At 33.7% G+C, this 23,472-nt stretch carries 23 protein-coding genes and 1 pseudogene; 4 read left to right on the top strand and 20 right to left on the bottom strand.

Annotation, left to right across the window (positions count from 1 at the left end; genetic code table 11):
* Positions 1-67: 67 nt before the first annotated feature.
* The 4 genes and pseudogenes from NST35_RS00865 to NST35_RS00850 form a co-directional block, all read right to left on the bottom strand.
* A complete protein-coding gene (locus NST35_RS00865) occupies positions 68-1,309 on the bottom strand; it encodes an MDR family MFS transporter (protein WP_002501239.1) in 1,242 nt (413 codons plus the stop codon).
* Positions 1,310-1,574: 265 nt separating this feature from the next.
* Positions 1,575-1,781 (bottom strand): annotated as a pseudogene (locus NST35_RS00860) (single-stranded DNA-binding protein).
* A 38-nt stretch (positions 1,782-1,819) separates the two neighbouring features.
* The gene (locus NST35_RS00855) at positions 1,820-3,238 is read right to left on the bottom strand and encodes an MDR family MFS transporter (protein ID WP_002458091.1); all 1,419 of its coding nucleotides are present in this window, start codon (positions 3,236-3,238) and stop codon (positions 1,820-1,822) included.
* Positions 3,239-3,798: 560 nt separating this feature from the next.
* Positions 3,799-4,047: a hypothetical protein gene (locus NST35_RS00850; RefSeq protein WP_002458092.1), complete on the bottom strand. Its 249-nt coding sequence runs from the start codon at positions 4,045-4,047 to the stop codon at positions 3,799-3,801.
* A gap of 331 nt (positions 4,048-4,378) precedes the next feature.
* On the opposite strand from NST35_RS00850, the gene NST35_RS00845 reads away from it, so the two are divergent.
* Entirely contained in the window at positions 4,379-5,827 is a 1,449-nt protein-coding gene (locus NST35_RS00845) for an MFS transporter (RefSeq protein ID WP_002458093.1), read from the top strand.
* A gap of 79 nt (positions 5,828-5,906) precedes the next feature.
* Here the strand turns inward: NST35_RS00845 and dhaM are convergent, their stop codons facing one another.
* The 8 genes from dhaM to NST35_RS00805 all read right to left on the bottom strand — a co-directional run bounded on the left by dhaM (position 5,907) and on the right by NST35_RS00805 (position 12,297).
* A complete protein-coding gene (gene dhaM, locus NST35_RS00840; RefSeq protein WP_001830585.1) occupies positions 5,907-6,281 on the bottom strand; it encodes a dihydroxyacetone kinase phosphoryl donor subunit DhaM in 375 nt (124 codons plus the stop codon).
* 3 nt (positions 6,282-6,284) lie between these two features.
* Positions 6,285-6,860, bottom strand: coding sequence for a dihydroxyacetone kinase subunit DhaL (gene dhaL / locus NST35_RS00835; RefSeq protein WP_002458094.1), 576 nt, complete (start codon positions 6,858-6,860; stop codon positions 6,285-6,287).
* 54 nt (positions 6,861-6,914) lie between these two features.
* Positions 6,915-7,877: a dihydroxyacetone kinase subunit DhaK gene (gene dhaK / locus NST35_RS00830; protein ID WP_002446880.1), complete on the bottom strand. Its 963-nt coding sequence runs from the start codon at positions 7,875-7,877 to the stop codon at positions 6,915-6,917.
* Positions 7,878-7,892: 15 nt separating this feature from the next.
* Positions 7,893-8,996, bottom strand: a complete 1,104-nt coding sequence (locus tag NST35_RS00825) for a glycerol dehydrogenase (protein ID WP_002458095.1) — start codon at positions 8,994-8,996, stop codon at positions 7,893-7,895.
* Between the two features lie 304 nt (positions 8,997-9,300).
* A complete protein-coding gene (bioB, locus tag NST35_RS00820; protein ID WP_002458096.1) occupies positions 9,301-10,266 on the bottom strand; it encodes a biotin synthase BioB in 966 nt (321 codons plus the stop codon).
* A gap of 288 nt (positions 10,267-10,554) precedes the next feature.
* Positions 10,555-11,430, bottom strand: a complete 876-nt coding sequence (locus NST35_RS00815; protein WP_002458097.1) for a 5'-nucleotidase, lipoprotein e(P4) family — start codon at positions 11,428-11,430, stop codon at positions 10,555-10,557.
* Positions 11,431-11,541: 111 nt separating this feature from the next.
* The gene (locus NST35_RS00810; RefSeq protein WP_002458098.1) at positions 11,542-11,970 is read right to left on the bottom strand and encodes a FosB family fosfomycin resistance bacillithiol transferase; all 429 of its coding nucleotides are present in this window, start codon (positions 11,968-11,970) and stop codon (positions 11,542-11,544) included.
* A 102-nt stretch (positions 11,971-12,072) separates the two neighbouring features.
* Positions 12,073-12,297 carry a hypothetical protein gene (locus tag NST35_RS00805; protein WP_002458099.1) on the bottom strand — a complete coding sequence of 75 codons (225 nt, stop codon included), beginning with the start codon at positions 12,295-12,297 and terminating at the stop codon, positions 12,073-12,075.
* A gap of 483 nt (positions 12,298-12,780) precedes the next feature.
* Here NST35_RS00805 and argF point away from each other — a divergent pair, with 483 nt between their 5' ends.
* The 3 genes from argF to NST35_RS00790 all read left to right on the top strand — a co-directional run bounded on the left by argF (position 12,781) and on the right by NST35_RS00790 (position 16,467).
* Entirely contained in the window at positions 12,781-13,782 is a 1,002-nt protein-coding gene (gene argF, locus NST35_RS00800) for an ornithine carbamoyltransferase (protein WP_002458100.1), read from the top strand.
* 22 nt (positions 13,783-13,804) lie between these two features.
* Positions 13,805-14,737 carry a carbamate kinase gene (gene arcC / locus NST35_RS00795; RefSeq protein ID WP_002458101.1) on the top strand — a complete coding sequence of 311 codons (933 nt, stop codon included), beginning with the start codon at positions 13,805-13,807 and terminating at the stop codon, positions 14,735-14,737.
* Positions 14,738-14,901: 164 nt separating this feature from the next.
* A complete protein-coding gene (locus NST35_RS00790) occupies positions 14,902-16,467 on the top strand; it encodes a YfcC family protein (protein ID WP_434428289.1) in 1,566 nt (521 codons plus the stop codon).
* Positions 16,468-16,737: 270 nt separating this feature from the next.
* Here the strand turns inward: NST35_RS00790 and NST35_RS00785 are convergent, their stop codons facing one another.
* From NST35_RS00785 to NST35_RS00750, 8 genes are all read right to left on the bottom strand, one after another.
* Positions 16,738-17,505, bottom strand: coding sequence for an alpha/beta hydrolase (locus NST35_RS00785; protein WP_002458103.1), 768 nt, complete (start codon positions 17,503-17,505; stop codon positions 16,738-16,740).
* A 40-nt stretch (positions 17,506-17,545) separates the two neighbouring features.
* Positions 17,546-18,193: an ABC transporter permease gene (locus tag NST35_RS00780; RefSeq protein WP_001830555.1), complete on the bottom strand. Its 648-nt coding sequence runs from the start codon at positions 18,191-18,193 to the stop codon at positions 17,546-17,548.
* 2 nt (positions 18,194-18,195) lie between these two features.
* Positions 18,196-19,155 carry an osmoprotectant ABC transporter substrate-binding protein gene (locus NST35_RS00775; RefSeq protein WP_002458104.1) on the bottom strand — a complete coding sequence of 320 codons (960 nt, stop codon included), beginning with the start codon at positions 19,153-19,155 and terminating at the stop codon, positions 18,196-18,198.
* An 18-nt stretch (positions 19,156-19,173) separates the two neighbouring features.
* Complete coding sequence (locus tag NST35_RS00770) at positions 19,174-19,809, bottom strand: ABC transporter permease (RefSeq protein WP_002446868.1); 636 nt, start codon at positions 19,807-19,809, stop codon at positions 19,174-19,176.
* On the bottom strand, positions 19,806-20,993 hold the full coding sequence (locus tag NST35_RS00765; RefSeq protein WP_002446867.1) for a betaine/proline/choline family ABC transporter ATP-binding protein: 1,188 nt from the start codon (positions 20,991-20,993) through the stop codon (positions 19,806-19,808). The genes NST35_RS00770 and NST35_RS00765 overlap by 4 nt, the downstream gene beginning before the upstream one ends.
* 134 nt (positions 20,994-21,127) lie before the next feature.
* Positions 21,128-21,613 (bottom strand): thioesterase family protein, encoded by a 486-nt coding sequence (locus tag NST35_RS00760; RefSeq protein ID WP_002490179.1) that lies wholly within the window; start codon positions 21,611-21,613, stop codon positions 21,128-21,130.
* Positions 21,610-22,578, bottom strand: a complete 969-nt coding sequence (locus NST35_RS00755) for a 3-hydroxyacyl-CoA dehydrogenase NAD-binding domain-containing protein (RefSeq protein WP_002458105.1) — start codon at positions 22,576-22,578, stop codon at positions 21,610-21,612. The genes NST35_RS00760 and NST35_RS00755 overlap by 4 nt, the downstream gene beginning before the upstream one ends.
* A complete protein-coding gene (locus tag NST35_RS00750) occupies positions 22,578-23,471 on the bottom strand; it encodes a BKACE family enzyme (RefSeq protein WP_002458106.1) in 894 nt (297 codons plus the stop codon). The genes NST35_RS00755 and NST35_RS00750 overlap by 1 nt, the downstream gene beginning before the upstream one ends.
* Position 23,472 lies beyond the last annotated feature (1 nt).

Here is a 23,472-nt window from a genome sequence, read left to right as displayed (position 1 = left end):
TAATAAATATAGTTTTTTTAAAATTACGAGCAATTTGGTACGAATTATACATTTCTAATTAAAAAAATTATTGTGAATTTGCATTATTAAAACGACTCACTGCAATGTAAAGTGACATGCCACCTAGCAGTAATAAAACAAACATATAAATCCCCATCTCCATTGAAGTGAAAAACACACCTAATATAATTCCAAATCTTGCAAGTAATTCAGCTAGGTTAAATCCTAAAGCATGCACTGCTGAATATGTCCCTCTCTTATGAGAAGGAACCATTTTAAAACGATGTTCTTCAAGAATTGGGGAATATATCATTTCACCCATCGTCGCTATAATCATAAATATGATAAGTAACGTAAAATCATTAAGATAAGTGAGGTTCGAATATCCAATGACATAAAAAATAATTCCAATCAATAATGCTGTTTTAACATCCATTTTCATAACAATTTTTGAAATAAAATAGGTGAAAATGATAACAATAGTTGTATTCGTCATTAATAGAAGTGAATACATTTTAACGCCATCGATATGTAACGAAAACAATATCATCGGATCAAACTCTTGTTTTAAACGCACTGAAATGTATGATGATACAGATAACTCACCCATCGTTAAAATACTAAATCCTATAATTAGAAGTAGATATGTTGTATCTTTAAATGCTGGTTTATAACTTTTTAATATTTGACCCATGGAGAATTGTTGCTCATTAGCATGATGTGTGTACGACTGATTTACTTGATTTAAATCTTTAGGCAACCATATGAAAAGTGCTATAAAAACCATAATGTAAATGGCAAATGCGATTAAAAACAACATAGATTTATGTGCTCCATACATCAATCCACCTATGAGCGCACCAAGAGCAACAGCAATATTCGTCAGCCAATAACTTATCTTATAAATATATTGTTCGACTTCAGGCGTAATCGCATCCATAATAATCGTGTCCATTATAGGTTGCTGCATGCCTATTGTGATACTAAATATTGCGTAAGCGATACAAAATAAAATGATCATATATACTTGTTCCGAGATTGTAATCGCCATAATTACGAGCATTAAACTTAATATCAATTGATAACTTAGTGTTAATGTCTTTTTAGGTAATCGTTCAATAATATGACCTGATATTATTGATATGGGAAAATTTATCATGACTAGCGCGAATAAAAAAAGCCCTGAAAAATGTTGATTGACCATATCTGTTAAATACAATGCCATAAATGGTAAAAATGCTGTAACGATCATATTTTGGAAGAAATCACATATCAGTCGTATCTTTAAAGTCAAACTCAATTGTTTCAAATTCATCCTTCTCTCTATGTTAGAATATAAACTTTTAAATCAAATGGATTGATCTGAAAAAGAATTAAGAACAATTTAATTTTACATCATATATACTATATATAGTCTTTCTTATATTTAAATGCAAGTTTCATATTAAGTAAATTGATTAAAAAGTTGTTTCAATTTCTCATTAATCGATTTCATTTTAAATAAAAATATTTCATCGGTATATTTAAGTGGTGGATGGGGGCTTGAATTTAGAAATTATGATGGAATTCATTTTTTATTTAACAACCGTTAGTCCGTTTGAATTTCCACTAAAAAGCTGAATAATAAGACATATATTCATAATGTCTTCATTGTCTCACTCTCTAAGCGTCGATACCCAAATTGCTTTGTCTATTGAAATACACTCTGTTAATGCCCAGAAGTTTACCGCTGTCTTTACATTATAAAAAACCTGGAACATTGATTTGTGTCCCAGGTTCATCCCATAATTCAGTCTCTCTTATACAGTTTTTTGAATAATTAATGATTTTTTTCTTCTTTTATGAATAACGCTAAGATAAATCCAATAATGATTAATACTGTAGTAAAAATAAATGCAACATCTATACCATGTACGGTTGCTTCTTGTGTTAGTTTCATTTTTGACATTGTTGAGTGTGAAGCTGTATACTGTTTTGCCACTATTGATAAAATTGTCACACTAATCGCTGTACCCATAGCACCTGCAATGATGCGTAAGGAATTCATAATTGCCGTACCATGTGAGACATCATCTGACTCAAGTGCATTCAGTCCAACTGTATTAAGAGGCATCACTAATAATCCTAATGCAATCATCCGTATAGTATAAACGAGAATCACAAACCAGTATGGCGTTCCTGTAGTAAGGAACGAATATAAAAATGTCATACTAATGAGTAAGATAAAACCAGGTATCACAAGCACTTTAATACCATGTTTATCAAAAATTTTTCCTGTATAAACCATCGTTAATCCATTAATGACCGCGCCTGGAAGTACGACAACCCCCGATAATAATGCGGATTGACCTAAACCTGTTTGGATATAAATAGGTATGAGTAACGCAGGACTTACCATTGTAATATATACTAGCATTGAAGAAACAGCTGAAAGTGTGAACACTTTATTTTTAAACACACGCATATTTAATAATGGATACTTTAGTTTAAGCTGACGAGTGGTAAAAATTATGATAATGGCTATACCAAGTACAAATGTCACAATGACAGGGAGAGAGGTGATACCGAACGTACTCACGCTACTAAATGCAAATAATATTAAACCAAAGCCGAAAGTAGAATAAACTACTGAAATTTTATCAAGAACAATGTCTTTTGTTTTTGTATTATTTTCAACAAAGAAAAATCCTAAAATAAAAGCCACAGCAGCAATTGCTGAAACAAGATAAAAAGGCATTCTCCAACTAAATAAATCTACGAATAATCCAGTTAACGTTGGACCAATTGCAGGCGCACTTTGTACAACCACACCTGCCAACCCCATCGCAAACCCACGTTGTTCAGCAGGAAACAGTGTAAATACTGTAAACTGCATCAAAGGCAAAAGAATGCCGGCACCAATCGCTTGGATAATACGAGATATCATTAAAATTGTAAACGTAGGTGAAAATGCCGCTATAATAGATCCTATGAGAAAAATAGCCATTGAGAAAATATATAAATGACGTGTCGAATATTTATCCATTAAAAAGGCAGTGAGTGGAATCATAATACCGTTAACAAGCATAAATCCGGTAATTAACCATTGTGCTGTTGTTTCTGTGATGTTCAGTCCTTTGATGATTGCTGGTAGTGCAGTGTTTAAAATAGTTTGATTGAGCATAGACACAAAAGCACTAATGAGCATTACCGTAACGATAGCATTACGTTTAGAAGTCGTCATCGAAATGTTAGACATAGAATGGTACTCCTTTCAAAATGAAGTTGCAGACACCAAACTTAAGATTGTGTGGAAGACTATTACAGAAACAAGTTGGTAGGTATAACATGAATGGTAGTCTTACTTGAACATTAACAAGAATTATTACTACATTGTGAAATATATCCTAGAAGTCTTATATAAGTACTTAACTGTATAAAATGATTAAAAATTAACAGAAGTAATATAAAATTCGTACCGAATACAATGAACTACGCTTTTCAATAGATTGAGTTAAACCTTGTTATAATCACATTTTAGTTCTATTATCATATGTGAATACATAAAAATACCCGAGACGTTTGATGATGTCTCGGATATTAATCATATATTACTATTTTATATATCTACATTCCTTTTCAAGTCCCAACTTACTAGCGTCATCATTTACACAACACTACTTAATAACAAAACGCTTTTCGTTAAACTTAATCCTCACGTTGTTATTTATGATGTTCAACTTTATTTATATGCTATAAACCAGAAAATTTCTCAACGACTGCTATGTCATAATCATCTTAAGGGATGACTAACTTCCTTTATTTATCCTTTTGTGCTCTCTGCCACTCCTCTGCCAAGAATAATAGAGCCACAATACCTATAATCATAACGCCAATCAGTTTCATATGTATAATATCGGCTTGATACATATATATAAGACTTGCAATCACACCAACAGGCACAATAAGGCCTAATATTTTATTTCCCGTACGCGATAAAAAGTAATGAATAGCAAGCAAAACAGCGTATATAATGACTGGCGGTATGTAATGTAAAAAATCCATCATAACGTATTATCCTCCATTCGAATTCATTAATAACCTTCTATGTAAGGATAGCGTGCTTATGATTATTGGTCATTGATTCCAAAGTTTAGTTATTATATTTTTAATGAAATACCATGCCATTTTCATATCTTTAACAGTATAAATAATTACATTATCTTTTTAAAAATAAAATATATTAAGATTTTCTTTTTCATTTTTAATAACATCATATCAGTTTATTTACCCACCTTACCATTAGCGTTATAATGATTAAGTTGCTTTTTTTATCAACAAAAATTTAAAGATGTGAGATGAATAAATGATGGAATTTTGGTCTTCAAAACGAGGCAAGATGTTAGAAATCACTGTCCTCGTGTTTATTACAATTTTTGGTGTAGGCTCTCAATTTTTTTCAAATTTAGCCTATAGTTTAAATCAAGGTATCCTTCAAACATCCTTTGGTATTGGCTCTCAATATCTGATTATCCCCTCTGTATTAGCTAATTTCACTTTTGCTTTAGGTATACCGTTGGGGCATACACTCACACATAAATATGGATTCAAGCGTAATTACTTATGCTTTGTGTTTATATTTCTCATTGGTTCAATCTTAGGACTTTTATCTTTTAACTTAATCATTTTGTCTATTGCTAAAATGATTCAAAGTTTCAGTTCAGGTGTATTATTCTTTACCTTGTTACCTAAACTTTTCTTGAACTTTCCAAAACAATATAGAAATGTATTTTTATTGATGGTTATTGTAGGTTTATTTGGTTCAAATGCGCTTGGAGGATTATCTGGTAGTTTATCATTAGAATTAGATCGTTGGCATTGGATTTTTGTAGTAAATATCATCTCCGCGATATTATGCTTAATTCTAGGCAACGTCATATTAAGAAAAGATGAATATCATCAAACGTCAGATATTCATATTAGTCGATCAATGATGATTACTTTAGTATTAAGTACCATTTCTTTAATGATTCCTATGTCACTTCTTACTCAAAAAGGCTACCATTCATTATGGGTGTGGCCGATACTCTTAATTGCAATATTTTTTATTGTAAATTTTATCATTACAAATCGGCAAGCTACACATCCTATTGTTCACTTTCATACACTATTCAGTAAAAAGCCTTTCGTCGGTGCAACAATGGCAATTTCATCACATTTAACTTTATTAACAGGCATTGCTGGTATCAATGTCTATATCGTAAGAATATTAAAGTTGCCTTTTGATATTTCATTACATTTCTATTTCTTTTTCTTTGTTGGAGTCATTATAACGGGTATCTTAAAAATGTTCTTTTATAGCTCTGTCGGTGCAGGTTTTTTAGGTACATTGGGATCGTCAGCCCTGCTATATGTAAGCATCCATTGGATTATTCTGGGAAATACGATTAACATTCCATTACTTTATATTCAAGGTCTTCTGCTCGGCTTCGGTGCAAGCATGACCTTAGTTAGTGGCTCGATGGCTACATTATTGGACGGAGATTTAAAAGAAGCAGCACAACGTTCTCAAACCATGCATACAATGAGAAATTTCTCTGCTGCTATGTTGATACCGATTATTGCTTATACGATTAAGAATCATATCCAAAAAGGAACACAGTCTATATATGCCGAAAACATTACTGATAAAATGATTTACCTTAAAAAGTTGCAAGATGTTGCGATTGATGCTGATCATCAAATATTCTTATTAATGATTATTTTCAATATGGTCATGTTCGTTTCTTCAATTATACAAATGATTTTAGGTAAAGGTAGACGTATTACACCACCTCGGGAATCATAAAAAGATGTTAAATCAAAAGCTAGGCACATTACAATGTATCACTTGTAATGTGCCTAGCTCTATATATAAAGATTTAGTATTATTCTTCAGGATATTTAGCTCTTACTTCAGAGATAACACTATCCATACTCATATTTGATTTAATTCCTACACTGGCAATAAAGCTTCCTTCAACGATTGGCGCTTCCATTTTAACAATTTTGTGGTCACCTTCGTACATTTCTAAAGCTGTGTCTAAATTCATGCCTGCTGAACCGATGTCATAGAAACAAAGCGCATCATTTTCAAGTCCATTAATTACAGAGACGATTTGATCAAATGATGTACCGATTTCATCGTCACTTAAGCCACCAACGGCAATAAGGTCAACACCACCGTCAGTCATTTGATTGATTAATTGTTTAACACCTTCTGCGATTTTATGACTATGACTTACTACTACTATAGATGTCATGACTTACTCTCCTCCTATAATTGCATTAAGAATATAAACACTACTTTGTGCACCAGGATCAATATAACCTTTTGAAGCTTCGTTAAAATATGATGCACGGCCTTTAGTAGCTACCATATCTTTGGTTTCATTAGCAAATGATTGTAGTTTATCAAGATCTACTGTTTCATCATTTTCAACAGCTTCTCTCGCACGTTCGATAACATCATACATCGTTTTTTCATTTAATTCGACTTTACCACGTTGTTGAATGCCATCAGCAAACGCTTTAAGTACGTCTTTAAGATTATCATGATCAATTTCATCATTCACTGCACTCGCCATTTTGATAAAACCAAACCCGTATAATGGTCCAGAAGCACCACCTACGTTAGACATTAACGTCATACCTGTTGATTTAAATAGCGCTTGCATACTTTGATCATCTATTTTTTCTTTTAAGTGTTCGAAACCTCTGACCATATTTACACCATGATCTCCATCACCGATAGCTCTGTCTAAATCAGTCAGTTCACTTTCTTTTTCTTTAAAAGTATTTTCTAAATCTAATAAGCGTGCTTTGATATCTGCTACATTCATTCTCTAAGTCACCTCAAAATTTAATATATATTTATTACTTATTGAATTTTAAAATTAAAAATATTTACTTGCTGTAGGTGCAGCTAAAGCTTCACTCACTTCTTCACTGAAGGGGAGTACAGTAATAGAGAAGCCTTGCATGTCTAACGCTGTCATATAGTCACCTACGAACCATTGTTTAACATCAATATCATTCTGATTGAATTGTTCATCTAGATATTTAGTAACTATATTTAATTCTGATAGTGGCGTACCACCCATACCGTTAACCATTACGATTAAAGGTTTTTTCTCAATTTCTTTGTACAACTGATCGAGTAAACGTTCAACAATCACGTTGATGGGTTGTACGTCTTCACGATGCAAACCTTTTTCACCGTGAATACCGATACCAATTTCCATTTGATTGTCTTCAATATCGAAACCATTTTTACCAGTTGTGGGCACCATTGGAGGCGTTAATGCCATACCAATACTTTTAATATCTGGTAAAAGCGCCTCAACTTTAGATTTGATTTCATCAAGTGCAACACCTTTTTCAGCAAGGTATCCAGCATATTTATGCACAAATACTGTACCTGCTACTCCACGGCGTTTTTCTGGGTCAGAAATAGCAATATCATCTCTGACGATAACACTTTCAACTTTAATATCTTCCATTTGAGCCATTTCTTGAGCCATTTCAAAGTTCATAACGTCTCCTGCATAGTTTTTAATGACAAGTAGAACACCGTCACCATTGTCCACAGCTTTAATGGCATCTAATATTTTATCAGGTGTAGGTGAAGTGAAGATTTCTCCACATACAGCTGCATCGAGCATGCCTTCTGCTACAAATCCTGCATGTGCAGGTTCATGACCACTACCGCCACCAGAAACGAGTGCAACACCTGATTGTTTTTTATGCTTTCTAACAACAATAGTGTCAGATACAACTTCAACATCGTTGTTTGAAACTGTAATTCCATCAAGCATATCTTTTAAAATTGTGTTTTTATCTTGAATTAACTTTTTCATTCAAAGCGACTCCTTTTAGTTGAACTGACTTTTAGATAAATCATTAACAGTTAAAATTGCGTCTGCGATTTCATCAGCAGTGATTTTATCACTTAAGTTAGCAAACGTATCGTTTGGTGTTAATGCACGTTCACCTACTTGAACTAATTCTTCATAACTTGTGTTTTCAATGTGAAGACCTTCTAATGTTGTTGGCATATTGATATTATCGAAGAATGTTTTGTATTTCATGAATTTTTCAGTTGGCGCATTTTCAAGTACTAATTGTACTAAAATACCGTATGCCACTTTTTCACCATGAGTTAAGTGGTGGATGTCTCCTTCTAAAGCTGTGAATCCATTATGAATTGCGTGTGCACCTGCTAATCCGCCGTTTTCAAATCCTAAACCTGAAAGTAATGTATTGGCTTCAATCACAGCATCTACTTGTGGTGTCACGATATGATTTTCTACAGAAGTATAAGCACTATAACCATATTCAAAAATAACTTCTTCACATTTTTGAGCGATTGCTAAACTTGCTAATGTAGGTTTGCCGTGGAACATGTTTTGCCCTTGTCTACGAAGTGTAGATTCAACTTCGATTAATGTTGCTAAACCATCACTCATACCTGATGCAAATAAACGTACAGGTGCTTGTGCAACAATTTCAGAATCTACGATAACTGTATCAGGGTTTTTAGGGTAGAATTCATAACCACTAAATGATCCATCTTCGTTATAAATAACAGATACTGCTGCTGTTGGTGCATCCATTGATGCTGTAGACGCAAAATCGATGACGCTTGCTTTAAGTTCAAATGCTACAGCTTTACCTGTATCTAACGCTTTACCTCCACCTAAACCAATAACAACGTCAATATTTTTTTCTTTATATTGTTTGGCTATACGTTGAATTTCTTCTTCAGAAGATTCTCCTTTAAACACTTCATATTCAAAATCAACGTTGTTATTTGCTGAGAAACTTTCTTTTATTTTTTCTTCAGTAATATTCCAAACTACTTCGTCTGCAATAATCAACGCATGACTACCAAGACGTTCTGTTTCTTCAGCGATAGAGCTAACAATACCTTTCCCTTGTACATATCTTCCTGGTGATTGATAAATAAATTTAGACATAAGTATTCCTCCAAAACATCTTTTATATTTATATTAAAAAATAAGATTTAAAATGAAATAATGTAATCTCATTCCCCTAATCTTAATTTTTAATAAGCATGGATCATACTGTCTCTCATCTCTCAATTCCTAGTATACGCTTTCAAAAATTTTTTTAAAGGATTATCCACCGGAAATTTAATAGAATTTGATTAAATTGTTGTTAATTCTTTTAAAATTTCATTGAAACAGCGCATGGTTAATGCATTATGACAATTTATTTAAAATTACATTTACATTGATTAAAAATATTTTCAATCATAATTTAACTGTCGATTTCAAACCCTAAATCTTCAATCATGCGATAATCTTCCTCATTCGGTTGACCACCAGTAATTAAGTAATCTCCTACAAAAATTGAATTGGCCGCTTTCAATGCGAGTGGTTGTAATGAACGTAGATTTACCTCCCGTCCACCTGCAATTCTAATTTCTTTTGTTGGATTGATTAACCTAAACATCGCTATAATTCTTAAACATTTCATTGGTGACAATAAATCTAATCCACCGAATTTAGTTCCTTTAATAGGATGTAAAAAATTAATAGGAATGCTATCAGCATCGATGGCTCTTAAAGCAAATGCCATATCAATAATGTCCTCATTTGACTCTCCCATACCACATATCACGCCTGAACAAGGAGAAATATGATTATCTTTCATCATTTCAACCGTATTCACTCTATCCTCATATGTATGTGTAGTTACTACTTCATCGTGATAACGCTCACTCGTATTTAAATTATGATTATAGCGATCGACACCAGCAGTCTTTAATTTTTTAGCTTGTTCTTCTTTCGTTAATCCTAAGCATGCACAAATCTTTAGTTGTGGGTGTACCTTTTTAATATCTTCTACTGTTTCACAAATATGATCGACTTCTCTGTTACTAGGTCCTCTACCACTCATAACGATACAATATGTACCGATTTGATTTTCAGTTGCTACTTGAGCACCTTTTTTAATTTGGTCCTGTTCAACAAGTGCATAACGTTGCTTTTCTTTCATTTTTACAGATTGCCCACAGTACCCACAATCTTCTGCACAGATACCACTTTTAGCATTTAATATCATATTAAGCTTAACTTTTTTACCGTAGTAATGTTTTCTCACTGTATAGGCTTCATTTAATAAATCAAATGTATCAATTTCAGCATTTTCGAAAATAGATATTGCTTCATCTTTTGTTAATGACTCTTGATTTAACACACGTTGGGCTAGGTTTAATGTCATAATCTTTAACTCCTTTTTCTTAAAAATTAGCATTTCAAATCATCCGATTGCACATTGTAAACTTTTTATAATTATAAGTTTACATTAATCTAGATACGATTGAAAATATTTATAAAAAAAAGGATGGAACAACGCGTACATTGTTTCATCCTCGCAATGGTATAACACGGAATTAAAGTACTCCATGTAAATATAACTTTATTAATTATTAAAGTGTCTGCACACAATACGATCATTATGCGCAAAACTTTCTTTTACTAATAGAAATTTAGTATTTAATGTCAGGAATTATTTTACTTCACCCGTTTTAGGATTAAATTGTTTAATTGATGCCTTTCGTAATGTATCTTTTTCATTCTTACTTATTTGGTAATTGTTATGATAAAGTGTAGATTCCCAACTTCCATACATTGGATTAGGGAAAATAATATACTTTGTGCCAAAATCTTTTTCATGTTTCTGCACGAGTTTCTCACGTTCTTTAGCAGTAGACTTTTTAGGATCTGTAAAATCTAACAAATTGTCACCAAATAACATCACTAACTTATGATTTTTTTCGACTTGTTGGCGTCGTGATGCTTTACTTTTATCGTTTTTCCCTTTTAGTAAAATATGATTATCTTTCGCTTGCGGTAGTCCAATATTTTTTAAATTTTCCTTTGTAGCTTTAAAATCTTTTTCTTTATCACGGTCAGAAATATAGTAAATATCGATACCTTTTTTGTCAGCATATTTTAAGAATGATTTGGCACCATACACAGGTTTTGCCTTCGCTGCTGCAACCCATTCATGCCATCCTTCTGGAAAAGATGTATCGTGCATAGAGGCATATCCTTGATATGGTGAATTATCAAGCACTGTTTCATCTAAGTCTAAAGCTATAGCAAGTTTTTTCTTACCTTTATGCTTTTTGATATTTTCATCTAACTGATATTTCGCAGTATTGTATCCCTGTAGATAAAGTGCCTTCGCTTCGGCAGAATTTTGATACCATGAGACAGCCATTACATTTTGTTCACCAAGGTTGGGATCATTTTGATGTTGTGTCGTATGATTATGGTTATCTTTAGTATGAGATTCACATGCATATGTATGAATTGGTGCCGAAATTGTCACTGTCGATGCTAATGTAGCTATTGCAATGTACTTTGATAATTTATTCATTGATTCACCTCATTAAAATAATTGAAAATTACAAATTTTAGTATATAGTAATTTTATTCCAAAATGAATCATAAAATTTTTTTACAAAAAAATTACATATCAATTAAAATATCAAAACTCACCGTAAAATTGCATATGCGTCTTCTCACTTTTATAATATTCCATTCTATCTTTTAATGTCCCAGTATGTAATTCAATTTTATGCCCATCCGGATCTGTAAAATATATCGACTTTTTGTCTTTAATATCTCTTGGTCGCCCTTTTAAAATATTTACTTGATTCTCTTTAAGCCATTGAATCCATTTTTGAAAATCTTCTTCATCTATGGAGAAAGCAACGTGTGTATAGGAATGGTTTATTTCATTCCTTGGTATATTTTTTTCTTGATTCAGTGCAATCCAAGTATGACCAATAGTTAAATATGCTGTCGTTCTCCCTGATACTAATAAGTCACCTTGTAAAATATCTTTATAAAATTGTATAGAGGTATTTAAATCACTTAATGAAAAACAAATATGATTAACACTTGTTATTTCCATTTATACACTCCTTGTATTAGTGAAGCTAAAATTTAATATCATGCGTAAAAAAACTGTAACCAAACGAATGATTACAGGATGTACTGATATATGATTGAATAATTAATTTAAATAGTGATCCACGTGTTCAAGTCTATAGTGTGAATCTTTCGCTTTCTCTTCTTCAAATTCCTTTTTAGTTAATGGAGATAAATGTTCAATCTTGTAATGTAATTTTTTCGCAAACGCTTCAACTTCATCTTGATTGTCAGCTGTTACAAACATCGTTAATACATTATCATCAACAATATCTTTATGGTGTTGATAATTCAACTTATACACTTTCATCTTACTGTTCCTCCTATAATACTAATATGCCCTTTTTACTTTGAATAACCTTCAATTTAACTAAAATAATCCACTGATAGCTTAAATTTCATGTAAGTTGTGGTTTATTGTAAGAGATGTTTCTAAATATAATAAAGAACAAGTGATTAATCAATATAATTTTACAATTATTTTGAGAATTCACTAATAATATAAAGAAGTTACTACGCTTTATTCAACTAACATACCTCTTACATTTCGAGTCTGACCTACCGTCATTATTTAAAATGTGTTAAATTCATTTTAATTGAATTTTCTAAATTCTTTAAAGTTGGTTTTAACTTAAACATAAACCTTTTTGACAAATTTCACACTATTCAAATCCAATGTTAATAAAAAGTTCATTGATTTATTAATAAAAAATTACAATTTTTGAGATAAGTTGAAAACTTCAAGGAAACGCTTACAATAAAATTGTAATTCATTCACAAGGAGTTGTTATTGATGAAAAATTTACGTAACAGAAGCTTTTTAACTTTATTAGACTTTTCACGACAAGAGGTAGAATTTTTATTAACACTCTCCGAAGATTTGAAGCGTGCCAAATATATCGGCACTGAAAAGCCTATGCTAAAAAATAAAAATATCGCACTTCTTTTTGAAAAAGATTCCACTAGAACACGTTGCGCATTCGAAGTTGCCGCACATGATCAAGGTGCACACGTCACTTATCTTGGACCTACAGGTTCTCAAATGGGTAAAAAAGAGACTGCTAAAGATACAGCACGTGTGCTTGGTGGTATGTATGATGGTATTGAGTACAGAGGGTTCTCTCAACGTACTGTAGAAACATTAGCACAATATTCAGGTGTTCCGGTATGGAATGGATTAACCGATGAAGATCACCCTACACAAGTGCTTGCTGACTTTTTAACTGCTAAAGAGGTATTGAAAAAAGAGTATGCTGATATCAACTTCACTTATGTTGGCGATGGACGTAACAATGTTGCTAACGCATTAATGCAAGGTGCTGCCATTATGGGTATGAATTTCCATCTTGTTTGTCCTAAAGAACTCAATCCGACAGAGGAATTATTAAATCGTTGCGAACGTATTGCGGCGGAAAATGGCGGTAACATTTTAATAACAGATGATATTGATAAAGGCGTGAAAGATTCTGATGTTATTTATACAGATGTTTGGGTATCAATGGGCGAACCTGATGAAGTATGGCAAGAACGCCTTAAACTTTTAAAACCATATCAAGTTAACCAAACACTATTAGAAAAAACAGGTAATCCAAATGTTATTTTTGAACATTGTTTACCTTCTTTCCACAATGCAGAAACTAAAATTGGTCAACAAATTTATGAAAAATATGGCATTAGTGAAATGGAAGTCACTGATGATGTCTTCGAAAGCAAAGCTTCTGTAGTATTCCAAGAAGCTGAGAATAGAATGCATACAATTAAAGCAGTCATGGTAGCAACTTTAGGAGAATTCTAAATTATAGAAGGAAGTGAGTGAAATGGCTAAAATTGTAGTAGCTTTAGGTGGAAACGCTTTAGGAAAATCACCACAAGAACAACTTGAATTAGTAAAAAATACAGCTAAATCCCTAGTAGGATTAATTACTAAAGGTCACGAAATTGTGATCAGTCACGGTAATGGACCACAAGTAGGAAGTATTAACCTTGGTCTGAATTATGCAGCTGAACACGATCAAGGTCCTGCTTTTCCATTTGCTGAATGTGGCGCTATGAGTCAAGCCTACATCGGCTATCAACTTCAAGAAAGTTTACAAAATGAACTTCATTCAATGGGCATAGATAAGCAAGTTGTCACACTAGTTACTCAAGTAGAAGTTGATGAAGGCGACCCAGCTTTTAATAGTCCTAGTAAACCCATCGGTCTGTTCTACACTAAAGAAGAAGCTCATCGTATTCAACAGGAAAAAGGTTATCAATTTGTAGAAGATGCTGGTCGAGGTTACCGTCGCGTCGTACCATCACCACAACCAATATCTATTATCGAACTGAAAAGTATTAAAACTCTAATAGAAAATGACACACTTGTCATCGCTGCAGGTGGAGGTGGTATACCAGTCATTCGTGAGCAGCACGATAGCTTTAAAGGTATAGATGCCGTCATTGATAAAGACAAAACAAGTGCATTATTAGGTGCTGATATTCATTGTGATCAACTCATTATTTTAACAGCGATTGATTATGTTTATATCAACTATCATACTGACCAACAGCAAGCACTTAAAACAACAAATATAGATACGCTTAAAACATATATTGAAGAAGAACAATTCGCCAAAGGCAGCATGCTACCTAAAATTGAATCTGCCATCTCCTTTATTGAAAATAATCCTAACGGTAGCGTGCTCATCACATCATTAAGCCAATTAGATGCAGCACTAGAAGGTAAAATTGGCACACTCATTACAAAATAGCATTTTAACGCATAAGTAGAAATTAATTTAAACATATTCATACAGTGCATCCTGTTATTCCACTCCTCTCCATTTCAAGCAGGGTGCACTTCCTTAATCAATCATGTAAAATACTAATCAAATTCAATTGATAGGCTTTTATTTTAGGTTAACTGTCGAAGGAGATGAAACCGTTGGAACAAGCGATCAATGATAATAAAAAGAAAAAACGTTTTAACTTTAGAATGCCAGGTGCATTTATGATTCTCTTTATCCTAACAGTTGTCGCAGTTATAGCAACTTGGATAATCCCCGCGGGTGCATACTCAAAACTTTCATATGAACCTTCATCCCAAGAATTAAAAATTGTCAATCCTCATCATCAGGTAAAAAAAGTTCCTGGAACACAAAAAGAGCTTGATCGATTAGGCGTTAAAATCAAAATAGAACAATTTAAATCTGGTGCAATTAATAAACCCGTTTCAATTCCTAATACTTACGAACGTTTAAAACAACATCCAGCTGGTCTTGATCAAATTACCAGTAGCATGGTTAAAGGAACCATCGAAGCCGTCGATATTATGGTCTTTATACTTGTTCTAGGTGGATTGATTGGCGTTGTTCAAGCGAGTGGGTCCTTTGAATCAGGATTGTTAGCACTTACTCAAAAGACGAAAGGCCACGAATTTATGCTTATCGTCTTTGTCTCTATACTTATGATTATAGGCGGAACGCTATGTGGTATTGAAGAGGAAGCTGTAGCGTTCTATCCTGTACTCGTTCCAATATTTATTGCGCTCGGATATGATTCTATTGTCTCAGTCGGTGCAATTTTCTTAGCAAGCTCTGTGGGTAGTACATTCTCAACAATCAACCCATTCTCAGTCGTCATTGCTTCTAATGCAGCAGGAACAACTTTTACTGATGGTCTTTATTGGAGAATAGGCGCTTGTATCATCGGTGCCATATTTGTTATTAGTTATTTATTCTGGTATTGTAAAAAAATTAAAAAAGATCCTAAATCCTCTTATTCTTATGAAGACAAAGCAGCATTTGAAAAACAGTGGTCTGTGCTTCATGATGACGGTTCTTCTGAGTTTACATTACGTAAAAAGATTATTCTTACGCTTTTCGTCCTACCATTCCCTATTATGGTTTGGGGCGTCATGACACAAGGATGGTGGTTCCCAGTCATGGCATCTGCATTCTTGATCTTTACCATTGTCATCATGTTTATTGCTGGAACAGGACAATATGGTTTAGGAGAAAAAGGCACTGTAGATGCATTCGTTAATGGCGCTTCAAGTTTAGTAGGTGTATCTTTAATCATTGGTTTAGCTCGAGGAATCAACTTAGTATTGAATAAAGGAATGATTTCTGACACAATCTTGCACTTTTCATCATCTATCGTGCAACATATGAGTGGGCCTTTATTTATCATTGTTCTGCTCTTTATCTTTTTCTGTTTAGGATTTATCGTGCCGTCCTCATCAGGATTAGCAGTACTATCTATGCCTATCTTTGCGCCATTAGCTGATACAGTAGGTATACCAAGATTTGTTATTGTTACAACATATCAATTCGGTCAGTATGCAATGTTGTTCTTAGCGCCTACTGGACTTGTAATGGCAACACTTCAAATGTTAAACATGCGCTACTCACACTGGTTACGTTTCGTATGGCCTGTTGTTGCGTTTGTTTTAATATTTGGTGGAGGCTTACTTATTACACAAGTTTTAATATACTCATAATCTTTTAACAGTGGAAAAAGATTTACCTATTCATAGTTATATCTTTTAGAAATGACGAAAAAAAGAACGCCTAGGACATTAATAGTCGTCCTAGGCGTTCTTAGCATATGAGCAGTCGATGCTTAAATAAAAAAGTTCTATATTCAAATTTTACATGCATGGGACGCTTCATTGTTGAAATAATCTAACTCATTCAATACTTACGCTCTCCCACTTCTTTATTAATCTTAACAAAAACCGTACGGGTTTAACTATATTCTAACATTCATTTTAAATATGTGATGATGTAAAACGGTCAATGACATCTTCTATTGCTTTATCCCAAAATGCATAATCGTGATGACCTGGCGCTTTTTTAAATTGATATGGAATACCTTTTTCATCTAAATAGTTCACAAAATCAATATTACCTTGATACAGTTCATCTTCAGTTCCACAAGTAATATATAGTTGTGGTAACGTTTGTCCATTGTCTATTGCTTGTTCAACTAAATAGTATGGATCAAAAGATGTCCCCGCGACATGTTGCGTATTACCTACAATCGCTTCTGGAGTAAAATCATACCATTGATATTGACCAATCATAGAAACATCATATGGCGCTGAAAGCATAGCGGCTTTTGAGAAACGATAACTTTGCGTTAATGCAAATTTGATTGCACCATAACCTCCCATAGAGTGACCTGCTATAAAATTATCTTCTCTCTTTTTAGACAATGGAAATATTTGATGAACATAATCATAAACTTCTAGTATATAGTCATAATAACTATGTCCATAAGCCATATTTGAATAGAAACTATGATCAGCATTAGGCATCACCACTGCTAGTTGGTGGGTATTCGCATAGCGTTCTATACTCGTATATCTCATATAAGAGGACGTATCACTTGATAAACCATGTAGCAATAACATAGTTTTTAATGGTTTCGCATTTTCATTTGTATCAAAGTAACTTTTATCTTCTGGAAGAATGACATTAATCGTTTGATGCATTCCTAAAGTTTTAGATAAATAATTTAATGTAATATGAGCCATAATCTTGGCTCACTCCTCCCTGTATAAAAAATTAAATCACTTACGTAGCTGGATCTAGCTTTTTCTCTAATAAACGTAATAAAACATCTATAAGTATGACAATGATAACGATAGGTATTGCACCTGCTAGAATAAATAGTGTTCCATCAGTTGCATTTGTACCTCTAATCACAATATCACCTAATGTTGGTGCACCAATAAATGAACCTACAGCTACGACACCAATAGCTACAACAAGGGCAATCCGAATACCACCTATAATAACCGAAAGTGACAGAGGTAACTCAATCATAGTTAATACTTGGTTACGCGTCATACCCATCCCTTTTCCAGCATCTTTAATATTTGGGTCAACTTCATTAATTCCTGTATACGTATTTTTAATAATAGGAAGCAAGGCATATAAGAACACAGTAAAAATGACTGTATTCATACCGAGTCCCATACTAAGCATTAATATCGCTAACATAGCAATAACCGGAACAGTTTGAATAATATTCGCAATAGTGATAATGACACCTGATAATTTACCAAATCGTGCAATGATGATACCAAGAGGTATGCCCACTAAACATGCTAGTAAAACACCGTAAACAGACATTAACAAATGATTAACAAACAATTCCCATAGGTAGCCAAAGTTCATTTGGTAGTAGTGAACGAGTTGTTGTATTAAATTCCCTTCCATGTTTATTGACCACCTTTCTGTTTATCTTTTTTATTGTCATCGTCTTCAAAATAATGATGTTTTTTCAAGAAGTCCTCTGCAACTGTTGCAGGCTCTTTCCCTTTACCATCAGCTTGATAATTTAATTCTTGCATTTGTTCTGTTGATATCTTACCTTCTAATTTTTTAACAATCGGTTTGAGGTCTGGCTTCTCTTTTAACAATTGATCTGATGCAAGTGGACTGGCATCGTATGGTGGGAAGAATCGACGATCATCTTCCAACACTTTTAAATCGTATGCTGAAATACGCCCATCAGTAGAATAACCTACGGCAACGTCTAATTTGCCAGAACTCAGTGCATCATAGACAAGACCAATTTGCATAGGTCTTACCGTACCGAAACTATAGCCATATTCTTTTTTAAATGCTGGATAACCGTCACCTTTACGATCCATCCATGAACTATCCATACCTACTCTTAAATCTTTAGCATGCTTTTCCAAGTCTGAAACAGTTTCTAAATGATATTTCTTAGCTGTCTCTTTTGTTACTATCAATGCATATGTGTTTTCAAAACCATATGAATTGAAGAAGGTTTGATTGTATTTCTTTTTAAATCCTTCTTGAGTCGCTTTCATAGCCTTTTTAGGATCTTTAATTGGATCTTCTTTCAACGCTCCTGTTAAGTCAGTGCCTGTATAACGCGTACCTGACATATTAGCTTGGCCACTTGTGACAGCATTATGTTGAATCGTACTTGAACCTAAATTATTAATTAAGGTAGGTTTAATTTCACCTTTTGTATCATGTTCAATAAGTAATCTCAGCATGTGCGATATAATTTGCGATTCACTTGTTCCTAAACTTGTGATTCTAACATCGTCATCTGAATGACTATTTTTTAAGCCGGGTAAGTTACATCCAGATAACACTGTTAGACATAATACTAAAACAATCAAATATTTTTTATAATTCTTCATATTATCCTCCTTCAATGATTATCTGGAAACTTTTAATCCTTTAGGTACAACCCATTTTTCAATCAGTGATAAAACATAATCTACAATAAGTGCAATAGCAGTGACAAGAATAGTTGCAGTAATAATCATACTCGGTTCAAATAGCGCTAATCCGTTAAAGATAAAATCACCTAAACCACCAGCACCAACATAACTTGCCAATGTTGCCCAACTAATAACGTAGACAGAAGACAGTCTAATTCCACTAAGTATTAATGGTAATGCGAGTGGCAACTCCACATCTTTCATCAATTGAAAGTTAGTCATTCCCATACTACGTCCTGCTTCTCTAAGGTTGGAATCTATATTTTGAATGCCTATAATCGTATTATTTAAAATTGGTAATAATACATATAAAAATAACGCTATAATTGCAGGTGTTTTTCCTACACCAAATAATGGAATCATTAAAGCTAATACCGCTAATGTAGGTATCGTTTGTAAAACGCCAGCTATCGTCAATGACACTTTCGAAAGCTTTTCCTTTTTAGATAATAAAATGCCTAAAGGAACCGCTACGATTATTGCAATAACCAATGCCACTATCGATATGTACAAATGTTCGAATGTCTTTGTAAATAACATACCACTATGTTCCGAAATAAACTTTATCATGGTGTCTCAACTCCTGTGGATTCGGGTTCAACAATCCCAGAATGATTATCATTGTTATCCGATTCTAACTCTCCCCAAATACTGTCATAAACAATGTCTACAAGGTTAGCTCGAGTGACAAGGCCTAATAATGTTTTATTATCACTGTCAACAACGGGTACATTACGTACATTGCGTTTAAGAATTGTACGAACAGAATCTTGTAACTTACTATCAATACGTACTCTATAAATATCTCGTTGCATCGTATCTATAAGTTCTTTATGATGTCTTAATCCTTCGTTAATATCTTCAATATCTAAATAACCCAATAAATGCTCATCATTGCCGACAACAAATATCGTATCGACTCTTTTCTCTCTCATAATATTTACCGCATCATTAAGAGAACGGTCAACATGTACTGTCACGGGTTTAATCATCGCATCTTTAACTGTACGGATATTAGGTCTATCTTGAATTAAGCGATTCTGACCAATAAAGTCTCTAACGAAATCATTCGCTGGACTACGTAAAATATTATCTGGCGTGTCATATTGAACCACCTGTCCATTTGTCATAATACATATTTTATCTGCAAGTTTGATTGCTTCATCCATATCATGTGTAACAAAAATGAATGTCTTTCCTAATTGTTGTTGTAATTTTTTGACTAAGTCTTGTAATGTATCTCTTGTGATTGGATCGAGTGCACCAAACGGTTCATCCATTAAAATAATATCTTGTTCAGCTGCGAGTGCTCTTACAACACCAATACGTTGTTGTTGACCACCTGATAGTTCTGAAGGATATCGATCTAAATACTCTTCTGGTAAATCTACTAAGCGTATAAGTTCTTTCGCTTTCTCATCCTTTTTCTCTTGTGACCATTTTAATAACTTTGGTACGAGAACAATATTCTCTTTCACTGTCATATGTGGCATTAAGCCGATTTGTTGTATGACATAACCGATACTGCGACGAAGCTCAACCGGATTAAGCTCTTTGATATTTTTACCGTCAATGGTAATTTCTCCCTCTGTAGATTCAATCATACGATTAATCATTCTAAGGGCAGTTGTTTTACCGCTACCACTTGTCCCAATAAATGCAATAAAGTCTCCTGATTCAATGTCTATGGTCATATTATCTACAGCTTTTTTACCACCTGCATAGACCTTTGATAAGTTTTTAATACTTAACATATGTCCATTCCTTTCTATAGGTAATTCAATTTGTTAAAAAATAAGGACTCATTGTGATGTTATACAAAGTAAACTAAGTAAGAACAAGGCACAAAAGAGTCCTTAAATCATATTCATCTAAATTCTAAGTTGTATTACTCTTTGCTTTTTGACTTTTTCTTGATGCCGATACGATGACCTATATATTGAGATGTCGTCTCCACATTTTCTATATTATAATAGCGTTTGATGTTATTCAAAATGTCGTTCGGAAATGCTGAAGGTCTTCCTGAAGTCGTATCAATGCCCATCAGCATCACTTCATATGTTGCACATAAATCATCATCTGCATTAAACATTTCCATTAGGACATGTAATCGTTTGCTATCATAATCGTGAAGATGCACTTTAACAATGACATCTTCATTTTCTTTCATTTCATTAAGAAACATGACATGATTTTCTAAGGTGAATACGGTATATTGATAAGATTGAATGGCATCAATAGTTAATCCTAAATGACCTAACCAATCATCTGTTGTATCACTGAAAATTCGGTTATACATTGCATCATTTAGGTGCCCGTTATGGTCTACCCAATCACGATGCACTTTTGTGTGAAACACATATTGTTGATTCATCTTTGTAACTCCGCTCCGTTAGACTTTTTCATCGCTTTACTATCACTTGGCCAATATTGTTCTGCTAATTCTTTCACTTTAATTAGAAATTCGTTTCTTTTTTGATCAAGTTCAGACATTGTATATCCTTGAGAAGATGCTTCACTACCACTTACTACTTTATGATATAAGTCATCTGTCAGTTCAGGCGCGATGAGTTTTGTCCAAGGTTTTTTTAAAGCTGGCCCAAATTGTTTTAACATATGACGCATACCACCTTCACCACCTGCCAAGTGGAACGTCATAAATGGACCATATTGTGCATAACGTAAACCTGCTGCATGGGTAAACGCCTTATCAACTTCCTCTGTTGTTGCAATACCATCATTAACTATGTGCAATGATTCACGCCATAATGCTTCCATAAGACGATCTGCAATATGTCCTTCTATTTCATGACGCACATGTAAAACATCCATACCAATACTTTCATAAATCTGTTCGGCTTTAACTGTGGTTTCTTCAGATGTTTGCTTACCTGGCACAATTTCGACTAATGGCAAAATATACACCGGGTGAAATGGATGGGCAACAACTAATCGTTCAGGATGTGATAAGTTAGCTTGTAATTCTGAAGGCATAATTCCTGATGTACTTGAACCAATTGTTGCTTCAGGTTTCGCATAAAAATCAATCTCTTTTAATACAGCGTCTTTAATTTCTTCTACTTCTGGTACATTTTCTTGAATATGATCCGCATCTTTGACCGCTTCTTCTAAATGTGGTGTAAATGTTAAGTTTTGAATTGATGCATTTTCAGCAAGGCCCATTTGCTCTGCGTAAGGCCAATTTTGTTTAACTTGTGTCAACATGCGTTCATATGCACCTTCACTTGGATCAGTAGCAATCACTTCATGACCATGCGCAAGCATTCTAGTAATCCATCCACTACCAATTACACCTGTTCCAACAACTGCGAATTTCATTATTTGTCTCCTTTACCATGAGGATTTCTAAGATTAAATTTTTCTCTTGCTTCAGCAGGTGTAAGTGGCTCAATGTCGAGCTCTGCTAAAATTCTTTTTGCCTCTTCTACCAATGCTTCATTCGTTGCTTTTACACCTTTTCTTAAATAAATATTATCTTCTAATCCAACACGAACATTTCCTCCACGTTGCGCAACTTCTCTTACAGTTGGGAGTTGCATCTTACCAATGCCAAATGCTGACCAATGTGCATTTTCTGGTATACGTGATTTAAGATATTCTATTGTTTCAGGATCATTTTCTGCACCCCAAGGAATACCTAAACAAAATTGGAACATAGGGTCTCCATCAATTAATCCTTCTTCTATCATTTGTTTAGCAAAACTCACATGACCTGTATCAAAACATTCAAGCTCAGGCTTGACTCCCGCATCTTTAACCATTTGTGCTTGTTTACGTAACCACGATGCAGGGCTTAAATAAATTGCATCTCCCATGTTGACACTGCCACAATCTAATGTACACATTTCTGGTAATAAGTCACCAATAGGTTTAAAACGTTCTTCTGGTGTTTGGATCCAAGTTCCTTCTCCACCTGTCTCTGGATGTTCTAGACTTGGAATGAAGTCTCCACCGCCACCAGATGTCACATTAATGATGATATCTTCATCAGCTTCTCTGATTAATCTAACTGTTTCAGCATACAGTTCTGGATCATGACTTACTCCTCCAGTTTCAGGATCTCTTACATGAATATGTGCGACAGTTGCTCCTGCTCGTGCACATTTAATTGCTGAATCTGCAAGTTCTTGTGGTGTAACTGGTACGTTCTCATTTTTTTGTATTGTATCTCCAGCGCCAGTAATAGCTGCTGTTAAAACAACTTTTTGCATC

Origin of the sequence: Staphylococcus sp. FSL W8-0304 (assembly GCF_038006565.1) — a bacterium.
GTDB lineage: Bacteria > Bacillota > Bacilli > Staphylococcales > Staphylococcaceae > Staphylococcus > Staphylococcus epidermidis.
The sequence above is the reverse complement of the archived record's forward strand: the minus strand, read 5'-3'. Positions and strand labels throughout refer to the sequence as shown.